Annotated in this window: 25 protein-coding genes; 13 read left to right on the top strand and 12 right to left on the bottom strand. The window is 62.3% G+C overall.

The window, feature by feature from the left end:
* Positions 1 to 29 precede the first annotated feature (29 nt).
* The 4 genes from MB84_RS10565 to MB84_RS10550 are packed head-to-tail and all read right to left on the bottom strand — an operon-like array spanning position 30 to position 5,364.
* Positions 30 to 1,241: a molybdopterin molybdotransferase MoeA gene (locus MB84_RS10565; protein ID WP_046291747.1), complete on the bottom strand. Its 1,212-nt coding sequence runs from the start codon at positions 1,239 to 1,241 to the stop codon at positions 30 to 32.
* Between the two features lie 44 nt (positions 1,242 to 1,285).
* Positions 1,286 to 2,752, bottom strand: coding sequence for a threonine synthase (gene thrC / locus MB84_RS10560; protein WP_046291746.1), 1,467 nt, complete (start codon positions 2,750 to 2,752; stop codon positions 1,286 to 1,288).
* A gap of 37 nt (positions 2,753 to 2,789) precedes the next feature.
* Positions 2,790 to 4,100 (bottom strand): homoserine dehydrogenase, encoded by a 1,311-nt coding sequence (locus MB84_RS10555; protein ID WP_046291745.1) that lies wholly within the window; start codon positions 4,098 to 4,100, stop codon positions 2,790 to 2,792.
* A gap of 37 nt (positions 4,101 to 4,137) precedes the next feature.
* On the bottom strand, positions 4,138 to 5,364 hold the full coding sequence (locus MB84_RS10550) for a pyridoxal phosphate-dependent aminotransferase (RefSeq protein ID WP_046291744.1): 1,227 nt from the start codon (positions 5,362 to 5,364) through the stop codon (positions 4,138 to 4,140).
* A gap of 242 nt (positions 5,365 to 5,606) precedes the next feature.
* On the opposite strand from MB84_RS10550, the gene MB84_RS10545 reads away from it, so the two are divergent.
* The 11 genes from MB84_RS10545 to MB84_RS10500 all read left to right on the top strand — a co-directional run bounded on the left by MB84_RS10545 (position 5,607) and on the right by MB84_RS10500 (position 17,252).
* Positions 5,607 to 5,996 (top strand): Mth938-like domain-containing protein, encoded by a 390-nt coding sequence (locus tag MB84_RS10545; protein WP_052653146.1) that lies wholly within the window; start codon positions 5,607 to 5,609, stop codon positions 5,994 to 5,996.
* Positions 5,997 to 6,022: 26 nt separating this feature from the next.
* Positions 6,023 to 7,771, top strand: coding sequence for a glycosyltransferase family 39 protein (locus MB84_RS10540; protein WP_046291743.1), 1,749 nt, complete (start codon positions 6,023 to 6,025; stop codon positions 7,769 to 7,771).
* 67 nt (positions 7,772 to 7,838) lie between these two features.
* Positions 7,839 to 8,210, top strand: coding sequence for an SMR family transporter (locus MB84_RS10535; protein WP_046291742.1), 372 nt, complete (start codon positions 7,839 to 7,841; stop codon positions 8,208 to 8,210).
* 93 nt (positions 8,211 to 8,303) lie between these two features.
* On the top strand, positions 8,304 to 9,470 hold the full coding sequence (locus MB84_RS10530) for a DegT/DnrJ/EryC1/StrS family aminotransferase (protein WP_046291741.1): 1,167 nt from the start codon (positions 8,304 to 8,306) through the stop codon (positions 9,468 to 9,470).
* Positions 9,467 to 10,501, top strand: coding sequence for a glycosyltransferase (locus MB84_RS10525; protein ID WP_046291740.1), 1,035 nt, complete (start codon positions 9,467 to 9,469; stop codon positions 10,499 to 10,501). The genes MB84_RS10530 and MB84_RS10525 overlap by 4 nt, the downstream gene beginning before the upstream one ends.
* Positions 10,498 to 11,424: a formyltransferase gene (locus tag MB84_RS28910; protein ID WP_052653144.1), complete on the top strand. Its 927-nt coding sequence runs from the start codon at positions 10,498 to 10,500 to the stop codon at positions 11,422 to 11,424. The genes MB84_RS10525 and MB84_RS28910 overlap by 4 nt, the downstream gene beginning before the upstream one ends.
* A gap of 7 nt (positions 11,425 to 11,431) precedes the next feature.
* Positions 11,432 to 12,481, top strand: coding sequence for a bifunctional UDP-4-keto-pentose/UDP-xylose synthase (locus tag MB84_RS28905; protein ID WP_052653142.1), 1,050 nt, complete (start codon positions 11,432 to 11,434; stop codon positions 12,479 to 12,481).
* Between the two features lie 200 nt (positions 12,482 to 12,681).
* A complete protein-coding gene (locus tag MB84_RS10515) occupies positions 12,682 to 13,584 on the top strand; it encodes a polysaccharide deacetylase family protein (protein ID WP_046291739.1) in 903 nt (300 codons plus the stop codon).
* Between the two features lie 64 nt (positions 13,585 to 13,648).
* A complete protein-coding gene (locus MB84_RS10510) occupies positions 13,649 to 14,110 on the top strand; it encodes a peroxiredoxin (protein WP_046291738.1) in 462 nt (153 codons plus the stop codon).
* Positions 14,111 to 14,430: 320 nt separating this feature from the next.
* Positions 14,431 to 16,176: a PhoH family protein gene (locus MB84_RS10505; protein ID WP_046291737.1), complete on the top strand. Its 1,746-nt coding sequence runs from the start codon at positions 14,431 to 14,433 to the stop codon at positions 16,174 to 16,176.
* A 269-nt stretch (positions 16,177 to 16,445) separates the two neighbouring features.
* A complete protein-coding gene (locus MB84_RS10500) occupies positions 16,446 to 17,252 on the top strand; it encodes a C40 family peptidase (RefSeq protein WP_084009711.1) in 807 nt (268 codons plus the stop codon).
* A gap of 326 nt (positions 17,253 to 17,578) precedes the next feature.
* Here MB84_RS10500 and MB84_RS10495 read toward each other — a convergent pair whose 3' ends face one another.
* The 8 genes from MB84_RS10495 to MB84_RS10460 form a co-directional block, all read right to left on the bottom strand.
* Entirely contained in the window at positions 17,579 to 18,589 is a 1,011-nt protein-coding gene (locus MB84_RS10495; protein WP_046291736.1) for an inorganic phosphate transporter, read from the bottom strand.
* Positions 18,590 to 18,602: 13 nt separating this feature from the next.
* Positions 18,603 to 19,229 (bottom strand): DUF47 domain-containing protein, encoded by a 627-nt coding sequence (locus tag MB84_RS10490; protein WP_046291735.1) that lies wholly within the window; start codon positions 19,227 to 19,229, stop codon positions 18,603 to 18,605.
* Positions 19,230 to 19,343: 114 nt separating this feature from the next.
* Complete coding sequence (locus tag MB84_RS10485) at positions 19,344 to 20,711, bottom strand: replicative DNA helicase (RefSeq protein WP_046293642.1); 1,368 nt, start codon at positions 20,709 to 20,711, stop codon at positions 19,344 to 19,346.
* Positions 20,712 to 21,013: 302 nt separating this feature from the next.
* Entirely contained in the window at positions 21,014 to 21,466 is a 453-nt protein-coding gene (gene rplI / locus MB84_RS10480; RefSeq protein WP_046291734.1) for a 50S ribosomal protein L9, read from the bottom strand.
* Between the two features lie 27 nt (positions 21,467 to 21,493).
* On the bottom strand, positions 21,494 to 21,775 hold the full coding sequence (gene rpsR / locus MB84_RS10475) for a 30S ribosomal protein S18 (protein ID WP_010803800.1): 282 nt from the start codon (positions 21,773 to 21,775) through the stop codon (positions 21,494 to 21,496).
* Between the two features lie 2 nt (positions 21,776 to 21,777).
* Positions 21,778 to 22,080: a primosomal replication protein N gene (priB, locus tag MB84_RS10470; RefSeq protein ID WP_044455532.1), complete on the bottom strand. Its 303-nt coding sequence runs from the start codon at positions 22,078 to 22,080 to the stop codon at positions 21,778 to 21,780.
* A gap of 46 nt (positions 22,081 to 22,126) precedes the next feature.
* Positions 22,127 to 22,504 carry a 30S ribosomal protein S6 gene (rpsF, locus tag MB84_RS10465; RefSeq protein ID WP_039398830.1) on the bottom strand — a complete coding sequence of 126 codons (378 nt, stop codon included), beginning with the start codon at positions 22,502 to 22,504 and terminating at the stop codon, positions 22,127 to 22,129.
* A 195-nt stretch (positions 22,505 to 22,699) separates the two neighbouring features.
* Entirely contained in the window at positions 22,700 to 23,611 is a 912-nt protein-coding gene (locus tag MB84_RS10460; protein WP_046291733.1) for a LysR family transcriptional regulator, read from the bottom strand.
* A 142-nt stretch (positions 23,612 to 23,753) separates the two neighbouring features.
* Between MB84_RS10460 and gcl the strand changes: the two genes are divergently transcribed.
* Positions 23,754 to 25,520 (top strand): glyoxylate carboligase, encoded by a 1,767-nt coding sequence (gcl, locus tag MB84_RS10455; protein ID WP_046291732.1) that lies wholly within the window; start codon positions 23,754 to 23,756, stop codon positions 25,518 to 25,520.
* A gap of 194 nt (positions 25,521 to 25,714) precedes the next feature.
* A complete protein-coding gene (gene hyi / locus MB84_RS10450) occupies positions 25,715 to 26,506 on the top strand; it encodes a hydroxypyruvate isomerase (RefSeq protein WP_046291731.1) in 792 nt (263 codons plus the stop codon).
* The last annotated feature ends 20 nt before the right edge of the window (positions 26,507 to 26,526 follow it).

Below are 26,526 nucleotides of genomic sequence, written 5' to 3'. Positions count from 1 at the left end.
CCCGAGGCGTCGGGTCATGCACCTGTCTCTCAATATAGGAGGTCGGAGAACGGCAGGAACGCCACCGTCTGCCCCGCTTCGATGCGATGTCCCGGCGGGTTGTCGATGAGGCCGTCGCCCCACACGGTCGACGTGAGGACCACCGAACTCTGGTTCGGAAAGGCGTCGAGACCGCCCTGATCGTTCAGGCGCGCCCGCACGAATTCGTTGCGACGATCCGCCTTCTTCTGCGTGAAATCGGCGCGCATCGCGATGCGGCGTGGCGTCACGTCCGTCACCCCCTGCAAACGCAGGATGAACGGACGCACGAACAGCAGGAACGTCACGAAACTCGACACCGGATTTCCCGGCAGGCCGATGAAGTGCGCCGTGCCGCCGCCCATGCGGTTGACCTCGCCGTACGCGAGCGGCTTGCCGGGCTTGAGTGCGATCTGCCACAGGCTCAGACGCCCCTCGGCTTCCACCGCCGGCTTGACGTGATCCTCCTCACCCACCGACACGCCACCAGACGTGATGATCAGATCGTTGCCGCGAGCGGCGTCGCGCAGAATCGCGCGGGTGGCCGCCAGGTTGTCGGGCACGATGCCGTAATCGGTCATCTCGCAGCCCAGATTCTCCAGCAGGCTGCGCAGCACGAAGCGGTTGGAGTTATAGATGCTGCCCGCACGCAACGGCTCACCGGGCATCGTCAGCTCGTCGCCCGTGAAGAACACGGCGACGCGCAAACGCCGGGCCACCTGAAGCTTCGCGATGCCGACGGACGCCGCCAGTCCCAGCGATTGCGCGCGCAGCCGGGTACCGGCCGTCAGGACCACGCTGTCGCGACGAATGTCCGCGCCCTGACGGTTCACGAACTCGCCAGCTTCCGGGGCGTGACGAATCACGACCGTCCCGTCCTCACGCGTTTCGCACTGCTCCTGCATTACGACAGCGTCGGCGCCCACGGGCACCGGTGCCCCCGTGAAGATGCGCGCGGCGGTGCCGCTGGCGAGCGGCTCAGGCGCATGCCCGGCGGGAATGCGCTGGGAGACGGGCAACACGGTGGCGTCGCCCGTCAGATCGGCAGTGCGTACGGCGTACCCGTCCATCGCGCTCGTGTCCATCGGCGGGACGTCGAGCGTGGCGACGACGTCGGCCGCAAGCACGCGGCCGTTGGCCGCGAGCGTGTCGACCGTCTCACGCTCGTCGAGCGGACGCGCCGCCGCTAGCACGGCGTCGAGGGCTTCTTGTGTACTCAGCATGCAAATGGCCCGGAGTCAGTAAGCGTGGAATGCGAAGTAACGCCTTACAGGCCGGTGTGCTCGGCGATGTAGGCCTTCACGCGTTCCACGTCGTTCGGCACGGTCTCGAAGCGCTGCGGCAGCGATTCCAGCTGCTCGAAGCCCGCCGGACGCGGCGGCTCGCGATGCAACGCCTCGCGAATCGTTTCGGCAAACTTCGCCGGCTGCGCCGTCTCGAGCACGACCATCGGCACGCCGGGTTCGAGCGCTTCGCGCGCAACCTTCACGCCGTCGGCGGTGTGCGTATCGATGACCACGTCGTAACGCCTGGCCACGTCCTGAATCGTCGCCAGACGATCCGCGTGCGTGCTGCGGCCCGACACGAAACCGAACTTCGCGACGCGCGCAAACGCCTCGCTGCCCGACAGATCGAAACCGCCTTCACGCTCAACTTTCGAGAGCAGATCGGCCGTTGCCGTAGCATCGCGGCCCAGCAGATCGAACAGGAAGCGCTCGAAGTTCGATGCCTTCGAGATGTCCATGCTCGGGCTGCTCGTATGGAACGTCTCGGCCGACTTGCGCACACGGTAACGGCCGGTGCGGAAGAACTCGTCGAGCACGTCGTTCTCGTTGGTCGCCACGACCAGCTTGCGGATTGGCAGCCCCATCATGCGCGCGATGTGACCGGCGCAGACGTTGCCGAAGTTGCCCGACGGCACCGTGAACGACACTTCGCCATCGTGGCCGGACTTGCCGCCCGTGGCCGCGAAATAGCCCTTGAAGTAGTACACGACCTGGGCCACGACACGCGCCCAGTTGATCGAGTTGACCGTGCCGATCTTGTAGCGCGCCTTGTAGGCGTGATCGTTCGAGACGGCCTTGACGATGTCCTGTGCGTCGTCGAACACGCCTTCGACCGCGAGATTGAAGATGTTCGGGTCTTGCAGGCTGTACATCTGCGCCGTCTGAAACGCGCTCATCTTGCCCGCCGGCGAGAGCATGAAGACGCGAATGCCTTCCTTGCCGCGCATGGCGTATTCCGCCGCGCTGCCGGTGTCGCCGGAGGTCGCGCCAAGAATGTTGAGTGCGTCGCCGTGCTGCGCCAGCGCGTATTCGAACAGGTTGCCAAGCAGTTGCATGGCCATGTCTTTGAACGCGAGCGTCGGGCCGTTCGAGAGCGCGAGCAGCGACAACTGCGTGTCACCCTCGACACCCAACGGCAGCAGCGGCGTGATGTCCGCGGCGTCTTCGCCCGGACGCACGTTGCGATACACCTCGGCGGTGTACGTACGCTTCGTCAGATCGGCCAGGATCTCGGCCGGAATGTCGCCCGCGAACTTGGCCAGCACCTTGGCGGCCAGTTCGGCGTACGACAGTTGACGCCAGGCGCGCAGCTCGTCGGCCGTCACCTGCGGGTACTCCGTCGGCAGATAAAGCCCGCCGTCCGGGGCAAGGCCGCCGAGCAGAATGCTGGAGAACGACTGCGGTTCGCCAGAGGTCAGGCCCGCGCCGCGCGTGGAAATGTATTTCATGGAGATCGTGTCCTGTCGTATCGGTTACGGGTGCCGCTCAGCTCAGCGCTTCCATACGGATGCGCGTGACCTTGGACAGCACCGTGTCCATCGCCTCGATCTTCGCGATGGCCGAGTTGATGTGCTTCTCGAGCGTCTGGTGCGTCAGGATGATGATGTCGGTCTGGTGCTCGCCTTCGCGCGATTCCTTTTGCAGCAACGCGTCGATGGAGATGTTCAGGTCGGCCAGAATGCGCGTGAGTTCCGCCATCACACCGGCACGATCCACCACGCGCAGACGCAGGTAGTAGCTCGTCGTGACCTCGTCGATCGGCAGCACCGGCGTGTCGGACAGCGAGTCGTGCTGGAACGCCAGATGCGGCACGCGATGCTCCGGGTCGGCCGTCTGCAGACGGGTCACGTCGACGATGTCGGCCACCACGGCCGACGCCGTGGGTTCAGCGCCTGCACCCTTGCCGTAGTAGAGCGTAGCGCCCACGGCGTCGCCCTGCACCAGCACCGCGTTCATCGCGCCTTCTACATTAGCGATGAGGCGCTTGGCCGGGATCAGCGTCGGATGCACGCGCAGTTCGATGCCGTTTTCTGCGCGGCGCGTAATGCCCAGCAGCTTGATACGGTAGCCGAGTTCCTCGGCGTACTTGATGTCGAGCGCCGACAGCTGGGTGATGCCTTCGACGTAGGCGCGGTCGAACTGCACCGGCACGCCGAACGCGATGGCACTCATCAGCGTGAGCTTGTGAGCGGCGTCGACGCCTTCGATGTCGAACGTCGGATCGGCTTCCGCGTAGCCCAGACGCTGTGCGTCGGCAAGCGCCACGTCGAAGTCGATGCCCTTGTCGCGCATCTCCGAGAGAATGAAGTTCGTGGTGCCGTTGATGATCCCGGCGATCCACTGAATGCGGTTGGCCGTCAGGCCTTCGCGCAACGCCTTGATGATGGGGATGCCCCCGGCGACGGCGGCTTCGAACGCCACCATCACGTTGGCCTTGCGGGCGGCGGCGAAGATCTCGTTACCGTACACGGCCAGCAACGCCTTGTTGGCGGTGACCACGTGCTTGCCGTTCTCGATCGCCTTGAGGACCAGTTCCTTCGTGAGATCGTAGCCGCCGATGGTTTCGACCACGACGTCGATGGCCGGATCGTTCACGACCTCGAACGGGTCGCCCGTGACGACCGCCGCGTGGCCCACGAGCCCCTTGGCCCGTTCGACATTACGCACCGCGACCTTCGTAATCTCGATACCCCGGCCGGCGCGACGTTGGATTTCTTCCTGGTTGCGAGCCAGTACCTGGAAGGCGCCGTAGCCTACGGTGCCCAGGCCGAGCAGGCCCAATTTGATCGGTTTCATGCAGTTTTACTCAAAAGTCGGAATCGGTTGGCGCGCATCACTTGCCGTGGCGACGGCGATAACCGTCAAGGAAGCGGGCAATGCGACTGATGGCGTCTTCCAGGTCGCCCTCGTGAGGCAGGAACACTACGCGGAAATGGTCGGGGTGCATCCAGTTGAAGCCGCTGCCCTGCACCAGCAGGACCTTTTCTTCGAGCAGCAACTGGAGAATGAAGTCCTGATCGTTGGCGATGGGATACACCGCCGGATCCAGACGCGGGAACAGATACAGCGCCGCCTTCGGCTTCACACAGGTCACACCGGGGATGTCGGTGAGCATGCGGTAGGCGATCTCGCGCTGCTCGTACAGGCGACCGCCCGGCACGATCAGGTCCTTGATGCTTTGATAACCGCCCAGCGCCGTCTGAATGGCGTACTGACCGGGCACGTTCGGGCACAGGCGCATCGAGGCGAGAATGTTCAGCCCTTCGATATAGTCGCGCGCCGGACGCTTGTCGCCGGACACGACCATCCAGCCCGCGCGGTAGCCACACGCGCGATAGCTCTTGGACAGGCCGTTGAAGGTGATCGTGAGCACGTCTTCGGAAAGCGAGCCGATGGACGTGTGCTCTTCGCCGTCATAGATGATCTTGTCGTAGATCTCGTCGGCGTAAATGATCAGCTTGTGTTCGCGCGCGAGCGAGACGATCTCCTTGAGGAGTTCGTCCGAATACAGCGCGCCGGTCGGATTGTTCGGGTTGATGATGACGATCGCGCGCGTGTTGGGCGTAATCTTCTTGCGAATGTCTGCGAGATCCGGCTGCCAGTCGGCCTGCTCGTCGCAGACGTAGTGCACCGGCGTGCCGCCGGAGAGGCTGACGGCGGCCGTCCACAGCGGATAGTCCGGCGCGGGCACCAGCACTTCGTCGCCATCGTTGAGCAGCGCCTGCATGGCCATCACGATCAGTTCGGACGCCCCGTTGCCGAGGTAGATGTCGTCGAGCTGAACGTCTTTGATGCGCTTTTGCTGGCAGTAGTGCATGATCGCCTTGCGCGCCGCGAACACCCCCCGCGAGTCCGAGTATCCGGCCGAGTTCGGCAGATTGCGGATCATGTCCTGAACGATCTCGTCAGGCGGCTCGAAGCCGAACGGCGCCAGATTGCCAATGTTCAGCTTGATGATGCGATGACCTTCGTCTTCCATGCGCTTGGCATGTTCGAGCACGGGCCCACGAATGTCGTAGCAGACATTCTGCAATTTCTGCGATTTGAGGATCGGTTTCACGGCGATTGTGGTCTTGACGGGCGGCGCAGGGATCCGGACGGGCCGGCAACAGGCGGGATGAAGTGACAAATGCCGCACTGCAACGGTTTTGCCGTGCTGCGTACGGCAAAAAGCTATAATTTAGCCAATTATGACAGACTTCGGCAATGCATCATTGACGGTTTGCGGCACGCAGGGCAAGATGCCCGCCCGTTACACGACCTGCCGACGCTCAGCCACCACTGGGTAGGGAATCTCCGAAAGTGAAACTGCATCAAGATCCGTCACAAGCGGCATTGAACACGGTCACCGGCTACGGCCCCGGCTATGTTGAAGTCAACAAGGTACGTTACGACCATAGCGTGATCATTGCCCCCGAGGGCGATGTGACGCCCTGGCCGGTGTCGCGCTTCGATGCGCTCGACGCGTCCCACTTCGACCTGCTGCGCGCGCGCGAACCGGAAGTCGTCATCTTCGGCAGCGGCGAGCGTCTGCGCTTTGCCCACCCGCGTCTGACCACGGCGCTTACGAGCCAGCGGGTCGGCGTCGATTCCATGGACACGCAGGCCGCATGCCGCACGTACAACATTCTGATGACCGAAGGACGCCGCGTCGTTCTCGCGGTGCTCATCGAAACCGAGGCGACTGAGTGAGCCGCCGCCCGCCCGCTCCCGGCCTGATGACCGCAGACACGATCGCGCCGCCTCCTCCGCCTCCAGTGCCTACGCTTTCCGCCTCCGGCACACCGTCCACTGCTTATCCGCTGTCCCCGGCCGCCTTCTGGCTGCTGCTCCTGGCGTTCGCGCTCGTCTGGTTCGGGGTGCTCGACTATCGTCACCTGATTGCCAGCGACGAAGGCCGCTACGCCGAGATGGCGCGCGAGATGTGGACGACCGGCGACTGGATCACGCCGCGCTACAACGGCTACAAGTACTTCGAGAAGCCGCCGCTGCAAACCTGGATGAATGCGCTCACCTTCGCCGCTTTCGGGCTGGGCGAGTGGCAGGCCCGACTCTGGACGGCACTGACCGGCTTTGCCGGCGTGCTGATGGTCGGATTCACGGGCCGGCACGTATTCAACGCCCGCGTGGGCCTGTTCGCCGCCGCCGCACTGGCCGCAGCCCCGCTGTGGTCGCTGCTCGGGCACTTCAACGTGCTCGACATGGGCCTGTCGTTCTTCATGGGGCTGTCGTTGTGCGCGCTGCTGCTCGCGCAACGCCCCGGGCTCGGACGCTCCGCCGTGCGCGGCTGGATGTGGCTGTGCTGGGCCGCCATGGCGCTCGCCGTGTTAAGCAAGGGCCTCGTCGGCATTGTGCTGCCAGGGGCCGTGCTCGTCCTGTATACGCTGGTGACGCGCGACTGGGCCCTGTGGCGGCGTCTTTATCTGGGCAGCGGCCTGATCGTCTTCTTTGCCGTTGCCGTGCCGTGGTTCGTGCTCGTGCAGATGCGCAACCCCGAGTTCTTCGACTTCTTCTTCATCAACGAGCACTTCCGCCGCTTCGCGATGGAGGGCCACAACCGCGACGGCGCACCGTGGTACTTCGTGCCGGTCTTTATCGTCGGCTTCCTGCCGTGGCTATCGATAGTGCCGGGCACCGTGCGCGCGACGCTACGCATGCCGCGTCAGCCCAACGGATTCGCCCCGACGGCCATGCTGTGGGTGTGGTCGGTGTTCATCTTCGTGTTCTTCAGTGCGTCGCACTCGAAGCTGATTTCGTATTTGCTGCCGATCGCCCCGGCCATGGCGCTCCTGTTCGGGCTATATCTGGCGCAATTGCGTCGCGATACGGTGCGCGTTCATATGGCGGGCTATGCCGTCTTCCTGATTGCCGCCCTCGTGATGGTCGCCATCTTTGCCGGACGCGCAGGCAGCGTTCGCAACCCCAACGAGTTGTACAAGGCCTTCCAGGTCTGGCTGTACTTCGCGGTGGGCGCTGGCCTCGTCGGCACGCTCGTTGCATGGCGTCTCGCACGCCACAGCGCCCGTCGCGCCTTGCTGGCGTTCTCCGCTGGCATGCTGCTGCTCGTGACCATCGGTGGGATGGGGCACGAAGTCTTCGGACGCCAGAGCACCGGCGTGCTGCTCGTGCCCGCCGTCAAAGCCGAGATGCAGCGCCTCGGGCCAAACGTGCCGTTCTATTCCGTGAATGTCCTCGATCACACCATGCCCTACTACCTCGGGCACACGATGATCATGGTGCAACACCCGGACGAGCTGGAATTCGGCGTGAAGCAGGAGCCACAGAAATGGGTGCCGACACTCGACGATTTCTATGCACGCTGGCGCGCCGATCCGAAGGCGCTCGCGCTGATCGATCCGGACACGTTCGGCAAGCTCGAAGCGGCGCATTTGCCGATGCGTATCGTCGCGCGCGACGCCCGCCGAGTCGTAATCTCGAAACCCCAGCCCGAAGACAACGTAAAATAGCGCGCTTGGGGTTTCCCGAGACCATTTGCGGCATCCATAATTATTCACAAACGTTCACAAACGTTCCATGAATCTCGCGACGTTTTCCCTTATCCTCACCGGCGTGCTGCTCAACGCGTGCGCCCAGCTGTTGCTCAAAGCGGGCGCCAATACCATCGGCGCCCTGGAATTCACGCGCGCCAACATTGTGCCCATCGGTATCAAACTTGCCACGCAGGTGCCGATCATGGGCGGGCTCGTCTGCTATGCCATCAGCGTGGTCGTCTGGATTCTGGCGCTCTCGCGCGTCGAAGTCTCGATTGCCTACCCGATGCTCTCCCTGGGCTATGTCGTGAATGCGTTCGCCGCGTGGTATCTGTTCGGCGAAACGCTGTCGATGCAGCGCGTGGTGGCCATCGGCATCATTCTTGTGGGTGTTTATATTCTGGCGCGCAGCTAAGTCTGCCGTCCGAGGAAATCGCCGTACGCGCACCCCGCTGGGCTTGCGCGTTTCCATGCATATTCGAGCTAATTTGAGGCTTAGTCATACATCATGAGCGACTCGGCAACCTCCCAACCGAATCAACCGTTCATCCCGTTCACGCGCCCGAGCATCGACGAAGCGACGATCGCCGGCGTGACGGAAGTGCTGCGCTCGGGGTGGATTACCTCGGGGCCGCAAGTCCAGGCCTTTGAGAAGGCGCTTTCCGAATATTTCGGTGGCCGTCCGGTGCGGGTCTTCAATTCGGGCACGGCCACACTCGAAATCGGCCTGCGCATCGCCGGCGTGCAAAGCGGCGACGAAGTCATCACCACGCCGCTGTCGTGGGTCGCCACGTCCAACGTAATTCTCGAAGTGGGCGCCACGCCGGTGTTCGTCGACGTCGATCCTGCCACGCGCAATATCGACCTCGATCTGCTCGAGAAGGCGATCACGCCCAAGACCCGCGCGATTATCCCGGTCTACCTTGCCGGCCTGCCGGTCGACATGGACCGTCTGTACGACATTGCACGCCGCCACAAGCTGCGCGTGGTCGAAGACGCCGCTCAGGCCATGGGGGCGAGCTGGAATGGCAAGCGCATCGGCTCGATTGGCGATCTGGTCTCGTTCAGCTTCCACCCGAACAAGAACCTCACCTCCATCGAAGGCGGTGCGCTGGTGTTCAACACGGACGACGAAGCGCGTCTTGCCGAGAAGTACCGCCTGCAGGGCGTGACCCGTTTCGGTCTGGACGGCATGGATGTCGACGTGCTGGGGGGCAAGTACAACCTCACCGATGTGGCCGCACGCGTGGGCCTCGGTCAAATGCCGCATCTGGCGGCATTCAACAGCCGCCGCACCGAACTGGCACGCCAGTATTTCGACAAGCTCGCAGGCGGTGCCGCCGTCGCGCTGGGTGTGGGCCTGCCGCACGCCGATTTCACGAATTCGAACTGGCACATGTTCCAGATCGAACTGCCGCTGGCACACCTCACGATCGACCGCGCAGGCTTCATGGAACAGTTGAAGGCGCGCGGTATCGGCAGCGGCGTGCACTACCCCGCCATCCACCTGTTTACAATGTATCGTGCACTGGGTTTCAAGGAAGGCCAGTTCCCGCATACGGAACGTCTGGGCCGTGCCATCCTGACGCTCCCGCTGTACCCCGCCATGACGGATGCCGACGTTGCGCGCGTCTGCGAAGCCGTAAATGCTATTTGCGCTGATTACAAAAAATGAATCGACCACAACTCTCTGTCGTCATCCCGGTTTACAACGAAGAGGCTGGCCTCGCCGCCCTCTTCGCACGGCTTTACCCGGCGCTCGATAAGCTCGGTGTGACCTACGAAGTGGTGTTCGTCAACGATGGCAGCCGCGACCGTTCGGCGGCCATGCTTGCCGAACAGTATCGCGCGCGCCCGGACGTGACGCGCGTGGTGCTGTTCAACGGCAACTACGGCCAGCACATGGCCATTCTGGCGGGCTTCGAGCACACACGCGGCGAATGGGTCGTCACGCTCGATGCCGACTTGCAGAATCCCCCGGAAGAAATCGGCAAGCTCGTGGCGCAACTGGCCGCGGGACACGACTACGTGGGCACGGTGCGCATGAACCGTCAGGATACGTGGTTCCGCCGTCACGCCTCGCGCGCGATGAACCGTCTGCGCGAGCGCATCACGCGCATTCGCATGACCGATCAGGGCTGCATGCTGCGTGGCTATAGCCGCCACATTGTCGATACGGTCAATCAGTGCCGTGAGATCAATACGTTCATTCCGGCGCTGGCTTATACGTTTGCCCAGAACCCGACCGAAGTGGACGTCGCCCACGAAGAACGCTTTGCCGGAGAGTCGAAGTACTCCCTGTATTCGCTCATTCGTCTGAATTTCGATCTCGTTACCGGCTTCTCGGTCGTACCGCTGCAATGGCTCTCGGGCGTGGGTATCACGTTGTCGGCGGCCTCGGGGATACTGTTTGTCGTGCTGATGGCGCGACGCTTCCTGTTCGGCTCGGAAGTTCAGGGCGTGTTCACCCTGTTCGCCGTGACGTTCTGCCTGCTGGGCGTGATCCTGTTCGGCATGGGGCTGCTCGGCGAGTACATCGGCCGTATTTATCAACAGGTTCGCCAGCGTCCCCGCTATCTGGTGCAGGCAGTATTGCAGGCGCACGAGTCGCATGATGCCCACCCCGTCGCCCATGGCGACAAATCGGGTTCGCAGAGCGCCACGCTGAGCACCGGCGCGACCGAGCTGGGGTCGCACACGTCATGAGCAATACGCCCGTCACGCCGGCAGCCAAGGCGGTTGTCTTTGCGTATCACAACGTCGGCGTTCGCTGCCTGCAGGTGCTGCTCGCGCGCGGCGTCGACGTCGCACTCGTGGTCACGCATCAGGACAACCCGAACGAGAACATCTGGTTCGGCAGCGTCGCGAGCGTCGCCGCCGAGCACGGTATCACGGTCGTCACCCCCGACGATCCGACCGATCCCGCGCTCGCCGAGCGTATTCGCGCCATCGCGCCGGACTTTATTTTTTCGTTCTACTACCGTCACATGATCCCGGTGGCCGTGCTGGATATCGCGCCGCGCGGCGCGTTCAACATGCACGGCTCGCTGCTGCCGAAGTATCGCGGGCGTGTGCCCGTCAATTGGGCGGTTTTGCAAGGTGAAACGGAAACGGGTGCCACGCTGCACGAAATGGCGCTCAAGCCGGACGCCGGGGCGATCATCGACCAGACGTCGGTGCCAATCCTGCCGGACGACACCGCGGGCGAAGTGTTCGAGAAGGTCACGGTCGCGGCCGAACAGACGCTCTGGCGCTGCCTGCCGGGCCTGATCGCCGGGACCGCCCCTCGCCTGACCAACGACCTCGCTGCCGGCAGCTACTTCGGAGGTCGCAAGCCCGAAGACGGCCGAATCGACTGGACGCAATCGGCGCAGTGCGTCTACAACCTGATCCGCGCCGTCGCACCGCCCTATCCGGGGGCCTTTGCCGATGTCGGCGAGCGCCGTTTCGCGGTCAATCGGGCCCGCCTGTCCCACTCGCCCGCCCCGGCCGGTTTGCCCTGCGGACTGCAAGTAGTGGATAATGCGCTCCTCGGCATTTGCGGCGACGGAAATGCCATCGTCATTCATGAACTAACGCTGGACGGCAAGCCTCTCGCGCCGGCACAGTTTTCCCAGCTCAATCACTGACCGTAATATGAAAAAAGTCCTGATTCTCGGTGTCAACGGGTTCATCGGCCACCATCTGTCGAAGCGCATCCTGGAGACGACCGACTGGGAAGTTTATGGCATGGATATGCTCACCGATCGCCTCGGCGATCTGGTCAACCACGAGCGCATGCACTTCTTCGAAGGCGACATCACGATCAACAAGGAATGGGTCGAGTACCACATTCGCAAGTGCGACGTGATCCTGCCGCTGGTCGCCATCGCAACGCCGGCCACCTACGTGAAGGCCCCGCTGCGCGTGTTCGAACTCGACTTCGAAGCGAACCTGCCGATCGTGCGCTCGGCCGTGAAGTACGGCAAGCACCTGGTGTTCCCGTCGACCTCCGAGGTCTACGGCATGTGCACCGACGGCGAATTCGATCCGGAAAACTCGCCGCTGATCTACGGCCCGATCAACAAGCCGCGCTGGATCTACGCTTGCTCGAAGCAGCTCATGGACCGTGTGATCTGGGGCTACGGCATGCAGGAAGGCCTGAACTTCTCGCTGTTCCGTCCGTTCAACTGGATCGGCGCCGGCCTCGACTCGATCTACACGCCGAAGGAAGGTTCGTCGCGCGTGGTCACGCAGTTCCTCGGCCACATCGCCCGTGGTGAGAACATCAGCCTGGTCGACGGCGGCAACCAGAAGCGCGCCTTTACCGACATCGACGACGGTATCGACGCTCTGGTTCGCATCATCGACAACAAGAACAATGTTGCGAGCGGCAAGATCTACAACATCGGCAATCCGACGAACAACTTCTCGGTGCGCGAACTTGCCAACATGATGCTCAAGCTGGCAAGCGAGTATCCGGAATACGCCGAGACGGCCAAGAAGGTTCAGCTCGTCGAAACGACGTCGGGCGCCTACTACGGCAACGGCTATCAGGACGTGCAGAACCGCGTGCCGAAGATCGAGAACACGATGCAGGAACTCGACTGGAAGCCGACTACGTCGATGGAAGACGCCCTGCGCAAGATTTTCGAAGCGTATCGCGGTCACGTCGCCGAAGCGCGTCGTCTGGTCGAGGGCGAATAACGCCAGTGCCCTGTGCCAGTCTGCCGGTGCGATGCGTTCGCGACATGGCGGCATGACCGGAACACCGCACGACACGCCCGGTGCGCCTTCGGCGCATCGGGCGTTTTTGACTCAGCCGTTTGACTGGGTAATCTGATTCGACATTCGCGACATCGCGCCTCCCGGCAGCGATGGCTTCGATGTACTACGCAAGGGTGGCTATGGCCAAGATTGTCCTGAAGATCGACGTCGACACGCTGCGCGGCACCCGCGAAGGCGTGCCCAATCTGCTCGCCGCACTCGCCGAACACGGGGCAATGGCGACGTTCCTGTTCAGCCTCGGCCCCGATCACACGGGCTGGGCGCTCAAGCGCGTCTTCCGCCCCGGCTTTCTGAAGAAAGTCTCCCGCACATCGGTGGTCGAGCATTACGGCTTCAAGACGCTCATGTACGGCACGCTGCTGCCCGGCCCGGACATCGGCAAGCGTGCGGCGGACGTCATGCGCACGGTACAAAGCGCGGGCCACGAGACGGGTATCCATACGTGGGATCACACGTACTGGCAGGACAACGTGCGCACGCGCGACGCGGCATGGACGCAGCACCAGATGGCGCAGGCGCACGCACGCTTCGCGCAGATCTTCGGCGCGCCCCCGCTCACGCACGGCGCGGCAGGCTGGCAAATGAACAACCACGCGTTCCGTCAGATCGACGCCTGGGGCATGAAGTATTCGTCGGACGGGCGCGGCGACGCTCCGCACTACCCGATCGTCGACGGCGTGCGTCTGAACCACGTCCAGATGCCCACCACCCTGCCGACGGTCGACGAGCTGCTGGGCGTCGATGGCCGCGACCTCAACGGTGTGGCCGAGCATCTGCTTGCCCTGACCCGCGATCCGGCGCAAGATCACGTGTTCACGCTACATGCGGAACTCGAAGGTCAGAAGCTGGCGCCGCTGTTCCGTCAGTTGCTTGCCGGTTGGCGTCGGCAGGGCCACGATCTGGTCACGATGGGCGACTATTACGAGACGCTCGATCTGGCCGCACTGCCCGCCCATCCGGTCGTGTGGGGCCAGATTCCGGGCCGCTCCGGCGACCTGATTCTGGAAGGCCAGGCCGCCTGAACCACACCCCCATATTCGAAAGACTTTCCGAACCGGCCCTGCGAGGCCACCCAAGGAGACCATAGTGACGGTAGCCATCGACACTCCCGTGCCCGATTTCACCGCACCGGCCACCGGCGGCGATTTTTCGCTCAAGGCCCATCGCGGCCAGAAGGTGGTGATCTACTTTTACCCGAAGGACAACACGCCCGGCTGCACCACGGAAGGCATGAACTTCCGCGACAGTTACGACCAGTTTCAGGCGGCCGGTGCACAGATCGTCGGCGTGTCGCGCGACAGTCTGCGTTCGCACGAGAACTTCAAGAACAAGCTCGAACTGCCCTTCCCGCTGATTTCCGATGGCGACGAAGCGGTCTGCCAATTATTCGGTGTCATCAAGCTGAAAAAACTGTATGGCAAAGAGCATCTCGGGATCGAACGCAGCACGTTTCTGATCGACGAGAAAGGCGTTCTGCGCAAGGAATGGCGTGGTGTGCGTGTCCCCGATCACGTGTCGGACGTGCTGGCCGCCGTGCAGGCGATCTGAACCGGCAAGCGTGCACGACACGCGCACAAAGCGAGTCGTCGGGCACGCGTGCGAGCGCTATTCGGGCCGGTGTTGCGCAGGGGCCGATAGCGACCGCCAGTGAGGGCATTCGACGCTATACAAGCACGGCAAGAGACGTTATAGTCGGCCGTAATGATCAAGCGCATTGAACGAGACTATTGCAGGCGTCGCCACGGCGGCGCCTTCAGCCAAGCCGCCTCTCCGGTGCGTCCGGGCAGGCGGCTTTTTTGTTGCCGGGACGTGATGTATTGCCGTTTGTCCCGGCCGAGTAGTGTTGTGTTTTCTTGAACGGGAAATCTATGCCATTGCCATCGGCGCCGACCAAACCGGGCTCGCTGCTTGCCCCGGAACAATTCCCCACTCGCCTCAAACCTTCGCGCACGGAGGCCAAGAAACCGATCCCCTCGTCTGAACAACAAGCACTGGGCGAAACGTCCGGTGCCGCGGGAGCCGCCAGCGCGACTGAGTTGAAGGTCGTCCCCAAAACCGCTCCGGCGACGCAGACTGCACCACAGCCGTCGCCCGCTGCACGTTCGCCCCAGTCGCCGCCGTCGGCAGACTCCAGCGGCGCCAGCCCGTCCCTCAAGGCCGTGAAGTCGACGGCGGCGGGCCAGGGTTCGAAACGTACACGCGGTAAAGATCAGGAACCGGCGAAACTGTTCGTGCTCGACACCAACGTGCTCATGCACGACCCGAGCAGCCTGTTCCGCTTCGAAGAGCACGACGTCTATCTCCCGATGATGACGTTGGAAGAGCTCGACAATCACAAGAAGGGCATGTCGGAAGTCGCGCGCAATGCGCGTCAGGTGAGCCGCACGCTCGACGGGCTGGTCGCGGAAAGCGGCACGAAGTCGATGGCCGAAGGCATTCCGCTCTCGCGACTCGGCAACAAGGACGCCACCGGGCGTCTGTACTTCCAGACCGATCTGTCCGACGTTCCGCCGCTCGAAGGCCTGCCGCAAGGCAAGGCCGACAACCAGATTCTGGGTGTCGTGCGCGCACTGCAGGACAAGTTCCGCGATCGCCAGGTCGTGCTGGTGTCGAAGGACATCAACATGCGCGTCAAGGCGCATGCGCTCGGTCTGCCTGCGGAAGATTACTTTAACGACAAGGTGCTCGAGGACAGCGATCTGCTCTACTCGGGTGTGATGGCTTTGCCGCCGGACTTCTGGACGAAGCACGGCAAGGGCATGGAGAGCTGGCAGGACAACCGGACCGGCACCACGTTCTATCGCATCACCGGACCGCTTTGCGCGAGTTTCCTCATCAACCAGTTCGTCTATCTCGAGACGAACAACGGCGAGGCACCTTTCTACGCGCAAGTGCGGGAGATCAACGGCAAGACGGCGCTGCTGCAAACGCTGCGTGACTACGGCCATCACAAGAACAACGTGTGGGGCATCACGGCACGCAACCGCGAACAGAACTTCGCACTGAACCTGCTGATGAATCCGGAAGTGGACTTCATCACGCTGCTGGGACAGGCAGGCACCGGCAAGACGCTGCTGGCGCTCGCCGCCGGTCTTGCGCAGACGCTCGACGAGAAGCGTTACAACGAGATCATCATCACGCGCGCGACCGTGCCCGTCGGTGAAGATATCGGCTTCCTACCGGGCACCGAGGAAGAGAAGATGCAACCGTGGATGGGGGCATTCGACGACAACCTCGAAGTGCTGCAAAAGACCGACGACTCCGCTGGCGAATGGGGCCGTGCGGCCACGCAGGAACTGATTCGCTCGCGACTCAAGGTCAAGAGCATGAACTTCATGCGCGGCCGTACGTTCGTGAACAAGTTCGTCATCATCGACGAGGCGCAGAACCTGACGCCGAAGCAGATGAAGACCCTCGTCACGCGCGCCGGTCCCGGCACCAAGCTGATCTGTCTGGGCAACATCGCGCAGATCGACACGCCGTACCTGACCGAAGGCAGCTCGGGCCTCACGTATGTGGTGGATCGCTTCAAGGGCTGGGGGCATAGTGGACACGTCACGCTCGCGCGCGGCGAACGTTCCCGTCTGGCGGATTACGCAGCGGAAATTCTCTGACGCCGACCCATGCCATCGAGCGCTTCGACGCTCAACACGACGGCGCCTCCGGGCGCCGTTTTTTTATGACCGGGACACCGCGTGCGACACCCCATAGCGCATCGGCCCAAGACGGCAAAATCGCCCGGCGAGCCGCGGATTTGTGACGTCGATGCCACAGAACGCCCGGATTTGGGCACTTTTGCGATGCATTCGTGCGCTAAGCGTCGTAAACTCGGCGCATGCGAATCCAGCGCCCTCTGAGCATGTCTCGATCTCCGACTCGTCCGATGGCCCGATACACGACGCAGCCCGCAACGTCCACCAAGACTTCGTGGGTGCCGTGGCGCTCGGCGGGGGTACTGGCGTTGACGCTGCTGGTCGCTGCATGTTCGTCCGGCCCGACGGTCCGGCAAGGCGGCAACGCGAACTTCGGCAATCGCACGGTCGGCCCGGAGCTTAGCGCAGGTCAGGAGGAGATCACGCTCGAAGCGATGAGCCTCGTTGGCATTCCTTACCGTTACGGCGGCAACACCCCCGACTCCGGATTCGATTGCAGCGGTCTCGTGCGCTATGTGGTGGCGCGCGCGGCAGGCGTCAATCTGCCTCGCACGACGGCCGACATGAGCGGCATCGGCACCGTGCTCGAACGCGACGATCTCGCCTCGGGCGACCTCGTCTTCTTCAACACCACGGGACGCGCTCACTCGCATGTGGGCATCTACGTGGGACAGGGTAAATTCGTGCATGCACCGAATTCGGGCGGCACGGTGCGGCTGGAGAGCATCTTCATCCCGTACTGGGCCAAGCGTATCGACGGCGTACGACGCGTCGCAGCCAATAAAGCACCAGCGGGCAATACGACCTACGTCAATCGCTCGGCACCTGGCACGGTGGCAGCGGCGCCAGCAGCGGCCACAGCACCGACGACGACCACGGCACCGGTCAGTCCGCCACCGAATCGTCCATTGACGGCAGCAACGCCCTCACCGCTCGGCACCCCCCAAACCGCATCACCGAGCAGCACGGCCAATCTCACGTCGTCGCCGTCGCAGGACGACGATCCGATTGCCCGCTTCGCCAACAGCGCGATGTAACCCACGGCAGTCCGATGCGATATGCGCCTCGGGGGATTAGCGCAAATGGGCAAGCAGCGTTGCCGCGCCGCCGATATTGATGGCCGCGCCCATCAGCATGCTCAACGGACGGTGGCGCAGGGATTGAATCAATGTCGTCATAGTAGCCTCCGGTGCAATCAAAAACACTATGAGGAAATAGTAATCAATCGCAATAAACTATTGAAATTGATTCTCCCGATGACGTCGATTAGCGCCTTCAATCCGCCCGACCCGCACTGACTGCACTGACTGAAGACGTAAAAAAAGCGGCCGAAGCCGCTTTTTCCATTCGGTAGCCCGATCCGTCAGAGGATCTGCTTGCCGACCCACCAGGCGATGGCGGCGATAAACGCCGATGCCGGGATCGTCAGCACCCAGGCCCAGACGATGTTGCCCGCCACGCCCCAGCGCACTGCCGACAGCTTGCGGGTCGCGCCCACGCCGACGATAGCGCCCGTGATGGTGTGCGTCGTCGAGACCGGCACGCCGAGCCACGAGGCGAAGAAGAGCGTGAACGCCCCGCCCGTCTCGGCACAGAAACCACCGACCGGCTTGAGCTTCGTGATCTTCTGCCCCATCGTGCGCACGATCCGCCAGCCACCGAACATGGTCCCCAGACCGATCGCGAGATAGCAGCCGATGATCACCCACAACGGCGGCTCGGGAGCTTCCTGCGGCCACATGCCCGCAGCGATCAGCAGCATCCAGATGATGCCGATGGTCTTCTGTGCATCGTTGCCGCCGTGTCCGAGGCTGTACATACCGGCGGACACCAGTTGCAGGCGACGGAACCAGCGGTCCACGCGTGCGGGTGGCGTGCGGAAGAACAGCCACGACACGAGCAGCATGAAGAACGAACCGAGCACGAAACCGAGCAGCGGCGAAACGAAAATGAATGCCACGGTTTGCAGCAGGCCGCTCGCCACGAGCGAACCCGTGCCGGCCTTGGCCACCGCCGCGCCGACCAGACCACCGATCAGGGCGTGCGACGAACTCGACGGGATACCGTAGTACCAGGTGATGATGTTCCAGGCGATAGCCCCCACGAGCGCGCCAAAGATCACATAGTGATCGACGATCTCGGGGTGTACCGTGCCCTTGCCCACCGTCGCCGCGACTTTCAGGTGAAAGACGAACAGCGCGATGACGTTGAACATGGCGGCGAAAGCCACCGCCTGATGCGGTTTTAGCACGCCCGTCGAGACCACCGTAGCGATCGAGTTGGCGGCGTCGTGAAAACCGTTCATGAAGTCGAACAGGAGCGCCAGTGCGATCAATAGTCCGACCAGCCAAAGGCTGATGTGCAGCGTTGCCATCGAAAGTCTCCGCTCAGGCGTTTTCCAGCACAATGCCTTCGATGATATTGGCAACGTCCTCGCACTTGTCGGTCACCGACTCGAGCAATTCGGACACAGCCTTCTGCTTGATCAGCTCCTTCACGTCGGCTTCTTCGCGGAAGAGCTTCGACAGCGATGCGCGCAGCAGGCGGTCGGCTTCCGACTCGAGACCGTCGATCTCTTCGCAGAACTTCAGAATTTCGCGGGCACGATCCATGTCGTGGAGCAGCGCGACGGTGCTTTGCACGCGCTCGCAGCACTTCACGCAGATTTCGCCCAGCATGCGGGCCTCGGACGGCACGCTCTTGATGTCGTACATCCACACGGCCGTCGCCACGTCTTCCATTAGATCCAGGATGTCGTCCATCGTGCTGATCAGCTTATGGATCTCGTCGCGGTCGAAAGGCGTGATGAACGTCTTGTGCATCAAGTCGATAGTCTCGTGCGTGATGCGATCCGCTTTCTTCTCGTTGTTCTGCACGGCAACGGTACGTGCCTCGGCGTTTGGCAGGTCGTTGAGCATGGCGGACAGCTCGCGGCTGCCTGCGACCATGCACGCCGCGTGCTGGTTGAACAGGTCAAAGAACTTGCCCTCGGTGGGCATGAAGCGACCGAACATTATGGGGAAACTCCGGGTATTAATAGGGGACGGTTCGACACAAAAACGTCACATTCTACCTCGTCGGAGGCATGCGATGCCGCATGCGCATCCGAACAGACAGAAATCGGGGCGTCAGTATTGCGGACCGGCCAGATTGTCGAACTTCGTGTAGGCACCGATGAACGCCAGACGGACGTGGCCAATAGGACCGTTACGCTGCTTCGCGATGATGATTTCGGCCGTGCCTTTGTCTGGGGTGTCGGGGTTGTAGACTTCGTCGCGGTAGATGAACAGGATGATGTCGGCATCCTGTTCGATAGCACCCGATTCGCGCAAATCCGACATGACCGGACGCTTGTTCGGGCGTTGTTCGAGACTTCGGTTGAGCTGCGAGAGCGCAATCACGGGCACGTTCAATTCTTTGGCAAGGCCTTTGAGCGAACGCGAAATTTCGGAAATTTCGGTCGCACGGTTTTCACCGCCGCCCGAACCGCTCATGAGCTGCAAGTAATCGATGATGATCAGACCGAGCTTGCCGCACTGACGCGCCAGACGTCGCGCACGCGCACGCAGTTCCATCGGATTGAGCGCAGGCGTTTCGTCGACGAACAGTTGCGTCTCGTTCATCTTCTGCATCGCGTGCGTGAGCTTCGGCCAGTCTTCGTCGACCAGCTTGCCGGTACGCAAACGATGCTGATCGAGACGTCCCACCGAACCCAGCATACGCATGGCCAGCTGCGTGCCCGGCATTTCCATCGAGAACACGGCAACGGGCAAGCCCTCTTCCACCGCGATGTGTTCGCCGATGTTCATCGAGAACGTTGTCTTACCCATCGACGGACGACCGGCCACGATGATCAGATCGCCGCCGTTGAAACCGGACGTCATGCGGTCCAGATCGACGAAGCCCGTCGGAATACCGGTAATGTCGCTGCCGCCTTCACGGTGGTACAACTCGTCGATACGCTCGACCACCTGCGTGAGCAGCGGTTGCAGTTCGAGGAAGCCGTTGGTGCTACGCGAGCCCTCTTCCGCAATCGCGAAGACCTTCGCCTCCGCCTCGTCGAGCATCTGACGCACTTCCTTGCCTTGCGGATTGAAAGCATCCGAAGCAATTTCGTCGGCCACCGTCACGAGCTTACGCAGCACGGCCCGGTCGCGCACGATCTCCGCGTAACGGCGAATGTTCGCCGCGCTCGGGGTGTTCTGCGCGAGGGCGTTCAGGTAAGCCAGGCCACCCACGTCTTCGGCTTTGCCAGCGGAAGTGAGCGATTCGAAGACGGTGATGACGTCGGCAGGTCGGTCGCTGGAGATCAGACGCCCGATGTGCTGATAGATCTGACGATGGTCGTAGCGATAGAAGTCCGATTCAGACAAGAAGTCGCCGATCCGATCCCAGGCGCTGTTATCGAGCAGCAGACCGCCGAGCACGGATTGCTCCGCCTCGATGGAGTGCGGTGGCACCTTGAGCGAATCTAACTGGGGATCGGGCGCGTTCATGCCGGGCATTATACCGTCCCCGCGATCCCGGTCAGTCCCGGCAAAATCGCGCTTGCGTGACGACTTTTCAGGACGTTGTTTGTTCAGCAGTTTCCCTGGAGGCAGCATAAGGTGGCGCTATCGAACGATGACTTGGATGGAAGGGAGCGAGCAACCGGGAGGCGGTCGGCGTACGGCAATGCGAGACCGGCGACCGGATATTCCGGCAGCCAACACAACGGAACGGACAGACATAAAAAAACGGAAGCCGGTACTCCGACTTCCGTCTTTTATTCGCGTCGGGAAGCTGACGCGGGTACGACTTAGGCGTGCTCGCCGAGCACCGACACGGTGACGTCGGTCACGACGTCGGTGTGCAGCGCCACTTGAACCGGGAAATCACCCACGGTCTTGAGCGGGCCGTTCGGCAGACGCACTTGCATCTTCTCAACCTTGAAACCTTGGGTGCCCAGGGCTTCGGCGATGTCGAAGTTGGTGACCGAACCGAACAGACGGCCGTCAACACCAGCCTTCTGCGAGATTTGCACGGTCAGACCCGACAGCTTTTCGCCTTCGGCCTGAGCAGCAGCCAGCTTGTCGGCGGCAGCCTTTTCCAGTTCGGCGCGGCGAACTTCGAATTCGGCGATCGCGTCCTTGGTGGCGCGGCGAGCCTTCTTCGTCGGGATCAGGAAGTTACGTGCGAAACCATCCTTGACCTTCACGATGTCGCCCAGATTACCCAGGTTGACGACCTTTTCCAGCAGAATCACTTGCATTATCTATTCTCCTTCGTCGACTGGCGATTAAGCACCGTGCAGATCGGTGTACGGCAGCAGCGCGAGGAAACGCGCACGCTTGATGGCCGTATCGAGCTGGCGCTGGTAGTGCGCCTTGGTGCCCGTCAGGCGAGCCGGGGTGATCTTGCCGTTGTCGCCGATGAAGTCCTTCAGCGTTTCGACATCCTTGTAATCGATCTGCTCGACACCAGCGACGGTGAAGCGGCAGAACTTCTTGCGCTTGAACAGCGGGTTTTGCTGTTGGCGGCGGCGATCAAACTTCTTGTTTTTACCGTTAGGACGCGGCATGTTCAACAATCCTTTTCAAATGCTTGCAATGCTGTGATGTGAAACACCAGGGTGCGGCTATTGCGATGCTTCTTGGCCAGAAACCCTGCCCACTGGGCCGGTTTCTCGAGTCCCAACGCCATGACTTTGGCACTGATGGGACCGATCGCAACTGCCGGTATCGAGAACTCGACCTGACGGGCCACGCCCGCCTCTTCGGCTGTTCCCTCGTGCGCCAGCGTGACATCGATCACGGGAAGCCCGGCCGGGGTATAGCGCAGCGTGCCGATTTCGACGATGCTGGCCTCTAGCCGTAAGCGATTCACGCGTTCGATGTTGTCGTTGGCACCCTGATGCGTTCCGGTGCGCTAATTACGAAGCGGCAGCTTCGGTCGCGGGCACGGCGGCAGCCTTCTTGGCTTCTTCGCGGGCCACTTCCTTCATCATCGGCGACGGTGCGGTCTCAGCCTTCTTCATCTTGACGACGAGGTGGCGCAGAACGGCGTCGTTGAACTTGAATGCGTGTTCCAGCTCGTCCAGGGTTTCCTGGTCGCATTCGATGTTCATGCAAACGTAATGAGCCTTGGCCAGCTTTTCGATCATGTAGGCCAGTTGACGACGGCCCCAGTCTTCGACGCGGTGGATCTTGCCCTGACGGGTTTCGACCGTGCCACGATAGCGCTCGATCATTGCAGGCACTTGCTCGCTCTGATCGGGGTGAACGATAAATACGATTTCATAATGACGCATAGGGTGCTCCTTATGGACAAAGCTGCCTGGGCGTCAGAACCAGTGCAGCAAGGTTGCAGAACCCGCGATTCTAGCGGATTTCATGTCGATCATCAACTCCCGCTCAATCGGTGACGTTCACTGCCCCACCCGACCACCTCCCGGGCTAGGCTTCCCATCGATGGAAAGCAACCGTCAATCGCGCGCGGCTCGACATCAGCCATTCTCCAGCCAGTAATTCGGACGCGCATAAATCTGCCGCAACTGTTCGATGAACAGCCGCACCCGCGCGGGCTGGAAGCGCTGCTGCGGGTACACGGCGAGGATGTCGTAATCGGGCAGCGCATATTCGTCCAGCACGGTCTCCAGCTCCCCGGACAGCAACTCGCGCTGGATTTCCCACGTCGAGCGCCAGCCCAGTCCCAGCCCTTCGAGCGCCCAGCGGTGCAGCAACTCGCCGTCGTTGCAATCGAGACTGCCAGCGACGCGAATCGTCACGAGCTTGCCCTGCCGCTTGAAGTACCACCCGCGCTGCTGCCCACCCTGAAGGTTGAACGCGAGACAGTTGTGCTTCGCGAGATCCTCCAGGGTCTTGGGGCGGCCGTGGCGCGCAAAGTAGGCCGGCGTGCCGCACACCACGCGCCGGTTCTGCGCGAGTTTGACGGCCACGAAGTTCGGGTCGACGGAGCCGCCGATACGAATCCCCATGTCGTAGCCTTCGCGCACGATATCCACCACGCGATCCGTCAGATTGAAGGAGATCTGCACTTCGGGATGCAGACGCAGGAATGCCGGTGCGTGCGGGGCCACGTGCTTGCGACCGAACGCCGCCGGGGCCGAAACGATCAGGTGACCGGAGACGGCGTGCCGACCGGCGCTGATTTCGTTCTCCGCCATCTCCCAGTCGCCGAGCAACTGCTTGCAGCGCTCCAGAAAAGCGCCGCCCTCTTCCGAGAGGGCCAGCCGGCGCGTCGACCGGTACATGAGCTTGATGCCGAGACGCTTTTCGAGCGCGTCGATACGCCGCCCGAGGATCACCGGCGAGACCCCTTCCTTGAGCGCCGCCGCAGCCAGACTGCCGGCTTCGGCCACCTGCACGAAGGTTTCGATCTGTTTGTAGCGGTCCATCACGTCTCCATTCGATACTTTTTGTTCTTAAAAAAACGATCTTTTGTGATCTTATCAAACAAATCGTACCGGCTTAAAGTGACCTCCAACAAGATTCATCCCTATACGTTCCGTATTCGTCATTACCCATTGGAGGAGTCACATGGCCAAGATGACCGCCGTAGAGGCCGCCGTCCGCGTGCTGGAGAAGGAAGGCATCACTACCGCATTCGGCGTGCCCGGCGCCGCCATTAACCCGTTCTACTCGGCCTTGCGCAAGGCTGGCAGCGTCGAGCACGTGCTCGCCCGCCACGTCGAAGGCGCATCGCACATGGCCGAAGGCTACACCCGTGCGGAAGCGGGCAACATCGGCGTCTGTATCGGGACGTCGGGCCCCGCAGGCACGGACATGATCACCGGCCTGTACTCGGCACAAGCCGACTCCATCCCTATTCTGTGCATTACGGGTCAGGCGCCGCGCGCCCGTCTGTACAAGGAAGACTTCCAGGCCGTCGACATCGAGTCGATCGCCAAGCCGGTCACGAAGTGGGCCGTGACGGTGCGTGAGCCGGCCCTTGTGCCGCGCGTGTTCCAGCAAGCGTTCCACCTGATGCGTTCGGGTCGTCCGGGTCCGGTGCTCATCGACCTGCCGTTCGACGTGCAGGTCGCCGAGATCGAATTCGATCCCGACACGTACGAACCGCTGCCGGTGTACAAGCCTGCCGCGACGCGTGCTCAGGTCGAGAAGGCCATTCAGATGCTGGTCGCTTCGGAGCGCCCGCTCATCGTGTCGGGTGGCGGTGTGATCAACGCCGACGCCGCCGAGCTGCTGGTCGAATTTGCCGAGACGGTGAACGTGCCGGTCGTCCCCACGCTCATGGGCTGGGGCACCATCGCCGACGACCATCCGCTCATGGCGGGCATGGTCGGCCTGCAAACGTCGCACCGCTTCGGCAATGCCACGATGCTCGCGTCCGACTTCGTGATGGGCATCGGCAACCGCTGGGCGAACCGTCACACAGGTAGCGTGGACGTCTTCACGCAGGGTCGCAAGTTCGTGCACGTCGATATCGAGCCGACGCAAATCGGCCGCGTGTTCGGTCCGGACTACGGCATCGTCTCGGACGCCAAGGCCGCCCTCAAGCTGTTCGTCGAAGTCGCCAAAGAACTGAAGGCCGCCGGGCGTCTGCCGGACCGCTCGCAATGGGTCGCCGACTGCCAGAAGCGCAAGCGCACCATGCTGCGCCGCACGGACTTCGAGCAGGTGCCGATCAAGCCGCAACGCGTGTATCAGGAAATGAACGCCTTCTTCGGCCGCGACGTGCGCTACGTCTCGACGATCGGTCTGTCGCAGATCGCCGCCGCACAGTTCCTGCACGTGAACAAGCCGCGTCACTGGATCAACTGCGGTCAGGCAGGCCCGCTCGGCTGGACCGTGCCGGCCGCCATCGGTGCGAAGGTCGCATCGCCGTCGTCGGACGTCGTGGCCATCTCGGGCGACTACGACTTCCAGTTCATGATCGAAGAACTGGCCGTGGCCGCGCAGTTCAAGGTGCCGTACATCCACGTCGTGGTGAACAACTCGTACCTGGGTCTGATCCGCCAGGCACAGCGCAACTTCGACATGGACTACTGCGTGCAGCTCGCGTTCGAAAACGTGAACTCGCCGGAAGTCAACGGTTACGGCGTCGACCACGTGAAGGTCGCTGAAGGCCTCGGCGTGAAGGCGATCCGTGTGTTCCAGCCCAACGACATTCAGCCCGCGTTCGCTCAGGCCCGCAAGCTGATGGCCGAGTTCTCCGTGCCGGTGATCGTGGAAGTGATTCTCGAGCGTGTGACCAACATCGCGATGGGCACCGAAATCAACAACATCAACGAGTTCGAAGAAATCGTCGATGTCGTGGAAGAAGACGACGCAGTGTCGGCATAAGCCTGCCGGCACTGCCAACGGTTTGCGGGGCGCATGCGTCCCCTGCGCTTTCGGCTAGACCCCGTGAAACGGCCAAAGCATGCGCTCCGCAACCTTGCAGTACCCCGCGTGACCTTAGCTTTACCCAGTATTCACCCTTGCATCGAATCGTCGAAACCACCCCCTAAGAAAAGAGAGAGAGAGGAGTCAGCGCAATGCCGAAATTTGCCGCCAACCTGACCATGCTGTTCAACGAGGTGCCGTTCCTCGACCGCTTCAAGGCGGCCGCCGCAGCGGGCTTTCGCGGCGTGGAGTTCCTGTTCCCGTACGCGTTTCATCGCGACCAGATCGCCGACAAGCTGAACCAGTATCAGCTCGACCTCGTGCTGCACAACCTGCCCGCCGGTAACTGGGACGCAGGCGAGCGCGGCATCGCCATCTTCCCCGATCGCGTGGCCGAATTCCGCGACGGCGTGGGCGAAGCCATCACCTACGCCAAGGCACTGGGTGTGAAGCAACTGAACTGCCTCGTGGGCAAGCAAGGCGCCGATCTGTCGACGCAGGCCGCCACCGAAACGCTCGTGGGCAACCTGCGCTTCGCGGCCGACGCGCTCAAGGCCGAAGGCATCCGCCTGCTGGTCGAGCCGATCAACACGTACGACATTCCGGGCTTCTTCCTGCACCGTACGAAGCAGACGCTGGAAGTCTTCGACGCCGTCGGCTCGGACAACCTGTTCCTGCAGTACGACATCTATCACATGCAACGCATGGAAGGTGAGCTCGCCAAGACCATCGAGACGCATCTGGCGCGCATCGCTCACGTGCAGCTCGCCGACAACCCGGGCCGCAACGAGCCGGGCACGGGCGAGATCAACTACGCCTACCTGTTCGCGTTCCTCGACCGCATTGGCTACACCGGCTGGATCGGCTGCGAGTACAAGCCCGCAACGACCACCACCGACGGCCTCGGATGGTTCAAAGCCGCAGGCCTGCGCGAAGCTGCATAAGCCGACGTCAGTCAGCGTAA

The organism is Pandoraea oxalativorans, from assembly GCF_000972785.3.
In the GTDB taxonomy this organism is placed as follows: domain Bacteria; phylum Pseudomonadota; class Gammaproteobacteria; order Burkholderiales; family Burkholderiaceae; genus Pandoraea; species Pandoraea oxalativorans.
Note: the sequence above shows the minus strand (reverse complement) of the source record. Positions and strands in the feature narration are given on the sequence as shown.

Excerpts from the sequence above, each read along its gene's own strand:
- MB84_RS10565 (WP_046291747.1), bottom strand. The coding sequence starts at position 1,241 with ATGCTGAGTACACAAGAAGCCCTCGACGCCGTGCTAGCGGCGGCGCGT.
- thrC (WP_046291746.1), bottom strand. The coding sequence starts at position 2,752 with ATGAAATACATTTCCACGCGCGGCGCGGGCCTGACCTCTGGCGAACCG.
- MB84_RS10555 (WP_046291745.1), bottom strand. The coding sequence starts at position 4,100 with ATGAAACCGATCAAATTGGGCCTGCTCGGCCTGGGCACCGTAGGCTAC.
- MB84_RS10540 (WP_046291743.1), top strand. The coding sequence starts at position 6,023 with ATGACCGCAGACACGATCGCGCCGCCTCCTCCGCCTCCAGTGCCTACG.
- MB84_RS10535 (WP_046291742.1), top strand. The coding sequence starts at position 7,839 with ATGAATCTCGCGACGTTTTCCCTTATCCTCACCGGCGTGCTGCTCAAC.
- MB84_RS10530 (WP_046291741.1), top strand. The coding sequence starts at position 8,304 with ATGAGCGACTCGGCAACCTCCCAACCGAATCAACCGTTCATCCCGTTC.
- MB84_RS10525 (WP_046291740.1), top strand. The coding sequence starts at position 9,467 with ATGAATCGACCACAACTCTCTGTCGTCATCCCGGTTTACAACGAAGAG.
- MB84_RS28910 (WP_052653144.1), top strand. The coding sequence starts at position 10,498 with ATGAGCAATACGCCCGTCACGCCGGCAGCCAAGGCGGTTGTCTTTGCG.
- MB84_RS28905 (WP_052653142.1), top strand. The coding sequence starts at position 11,432 with ATGAAAAAAGTCCTGATTCTCGGTGTCAACGGGTTCATCGGCCACCAT.
- MB84_RS10515 (WP_046291739.1), top strand. The coding sequence starts at position 12,682 with ATGGCCAAGATTGTCCTGAAGATCGACGTCGACACGCTGCGCGGCACC.
- MB84_RS10505 (WP_046291737.1), top strand. The coding sequence starts at position 14,431 with ATGCCATTGCCATCGGCGCCGACCAAACCGGGCTCGCTGCTTGCCCCG.
- MB84_RS10500 (WP_084009711.1), top strand. The coding sequence starts at position 16,446 with ATGGCCCGATACACGACGCAGCCCGCAACGTCCACCAAGACTTCGTGG.
- MB84_RS10495 (WP_046291736.1), bottom strand. The coding sequence starts at position 18,589 with ATGGCAACGCTGCACATCAGCCTTTGGCTGGTCGGACTATTGATCGCA.
- MB84_RS10490 (WP_046291735.1), bottom strand. The coding sequence starts at position 19,229 with ATGTTCGGTCGCTTCATGCCCACCGAGGGCAAGTTCTTTGACCTGTTC.
- MB84_RS10485 (WP_046293642.1), bottom strand. The coding sequence starts at position 20,711 with ATGAACGCGCCCGATCCCCAGTTAGATTCGCTCAAGGTGCCACCGCAC.
- rplI (WP_046291734.1), bottom strand. The coding sequence starts at position 21,466 with ATGCAAGTGATTCTGCTGGAAAAGGTCGTCAACCTGGGTAATCTGGGC.
- rpsR (WP_010803800.1), bottom strand. The coding sequence starts at position 21,775 with ATGCCGCGTCCTAACGGTAAAAACAAGAAGTTTGATCGCCGCCGCCAA.
- rpsF (WP_039398830.1), bottom strand. The coding sequence starts at position 22,504 with ATGCGTCATTATGAAATCGTATTTATCGTTCACCCCGATCAGAGCGAG.
- MB84_RS10460 (WP_046291733.1), bottom strand. The coding sequence starts at position 23,611 with ATGGACCGCTACAAACAGATCGAAACCTTCGTGCAGGTGGCCGAAGCC.
- gcl (WP_046291732.1), top strand. The coding sequence starts at position 23,754 with ATGGCCAAGATGACCGCCGTAGAGGCCGCCGTCCGCGTGCTGGAGAAG.
- hyi (WP_046291731.1), top strand. The coding sequence starts at position 25,715 with ATGCCGAAATTTGCCGCCAACCTGACCATGCTGTTCAACGAGGTGCCG.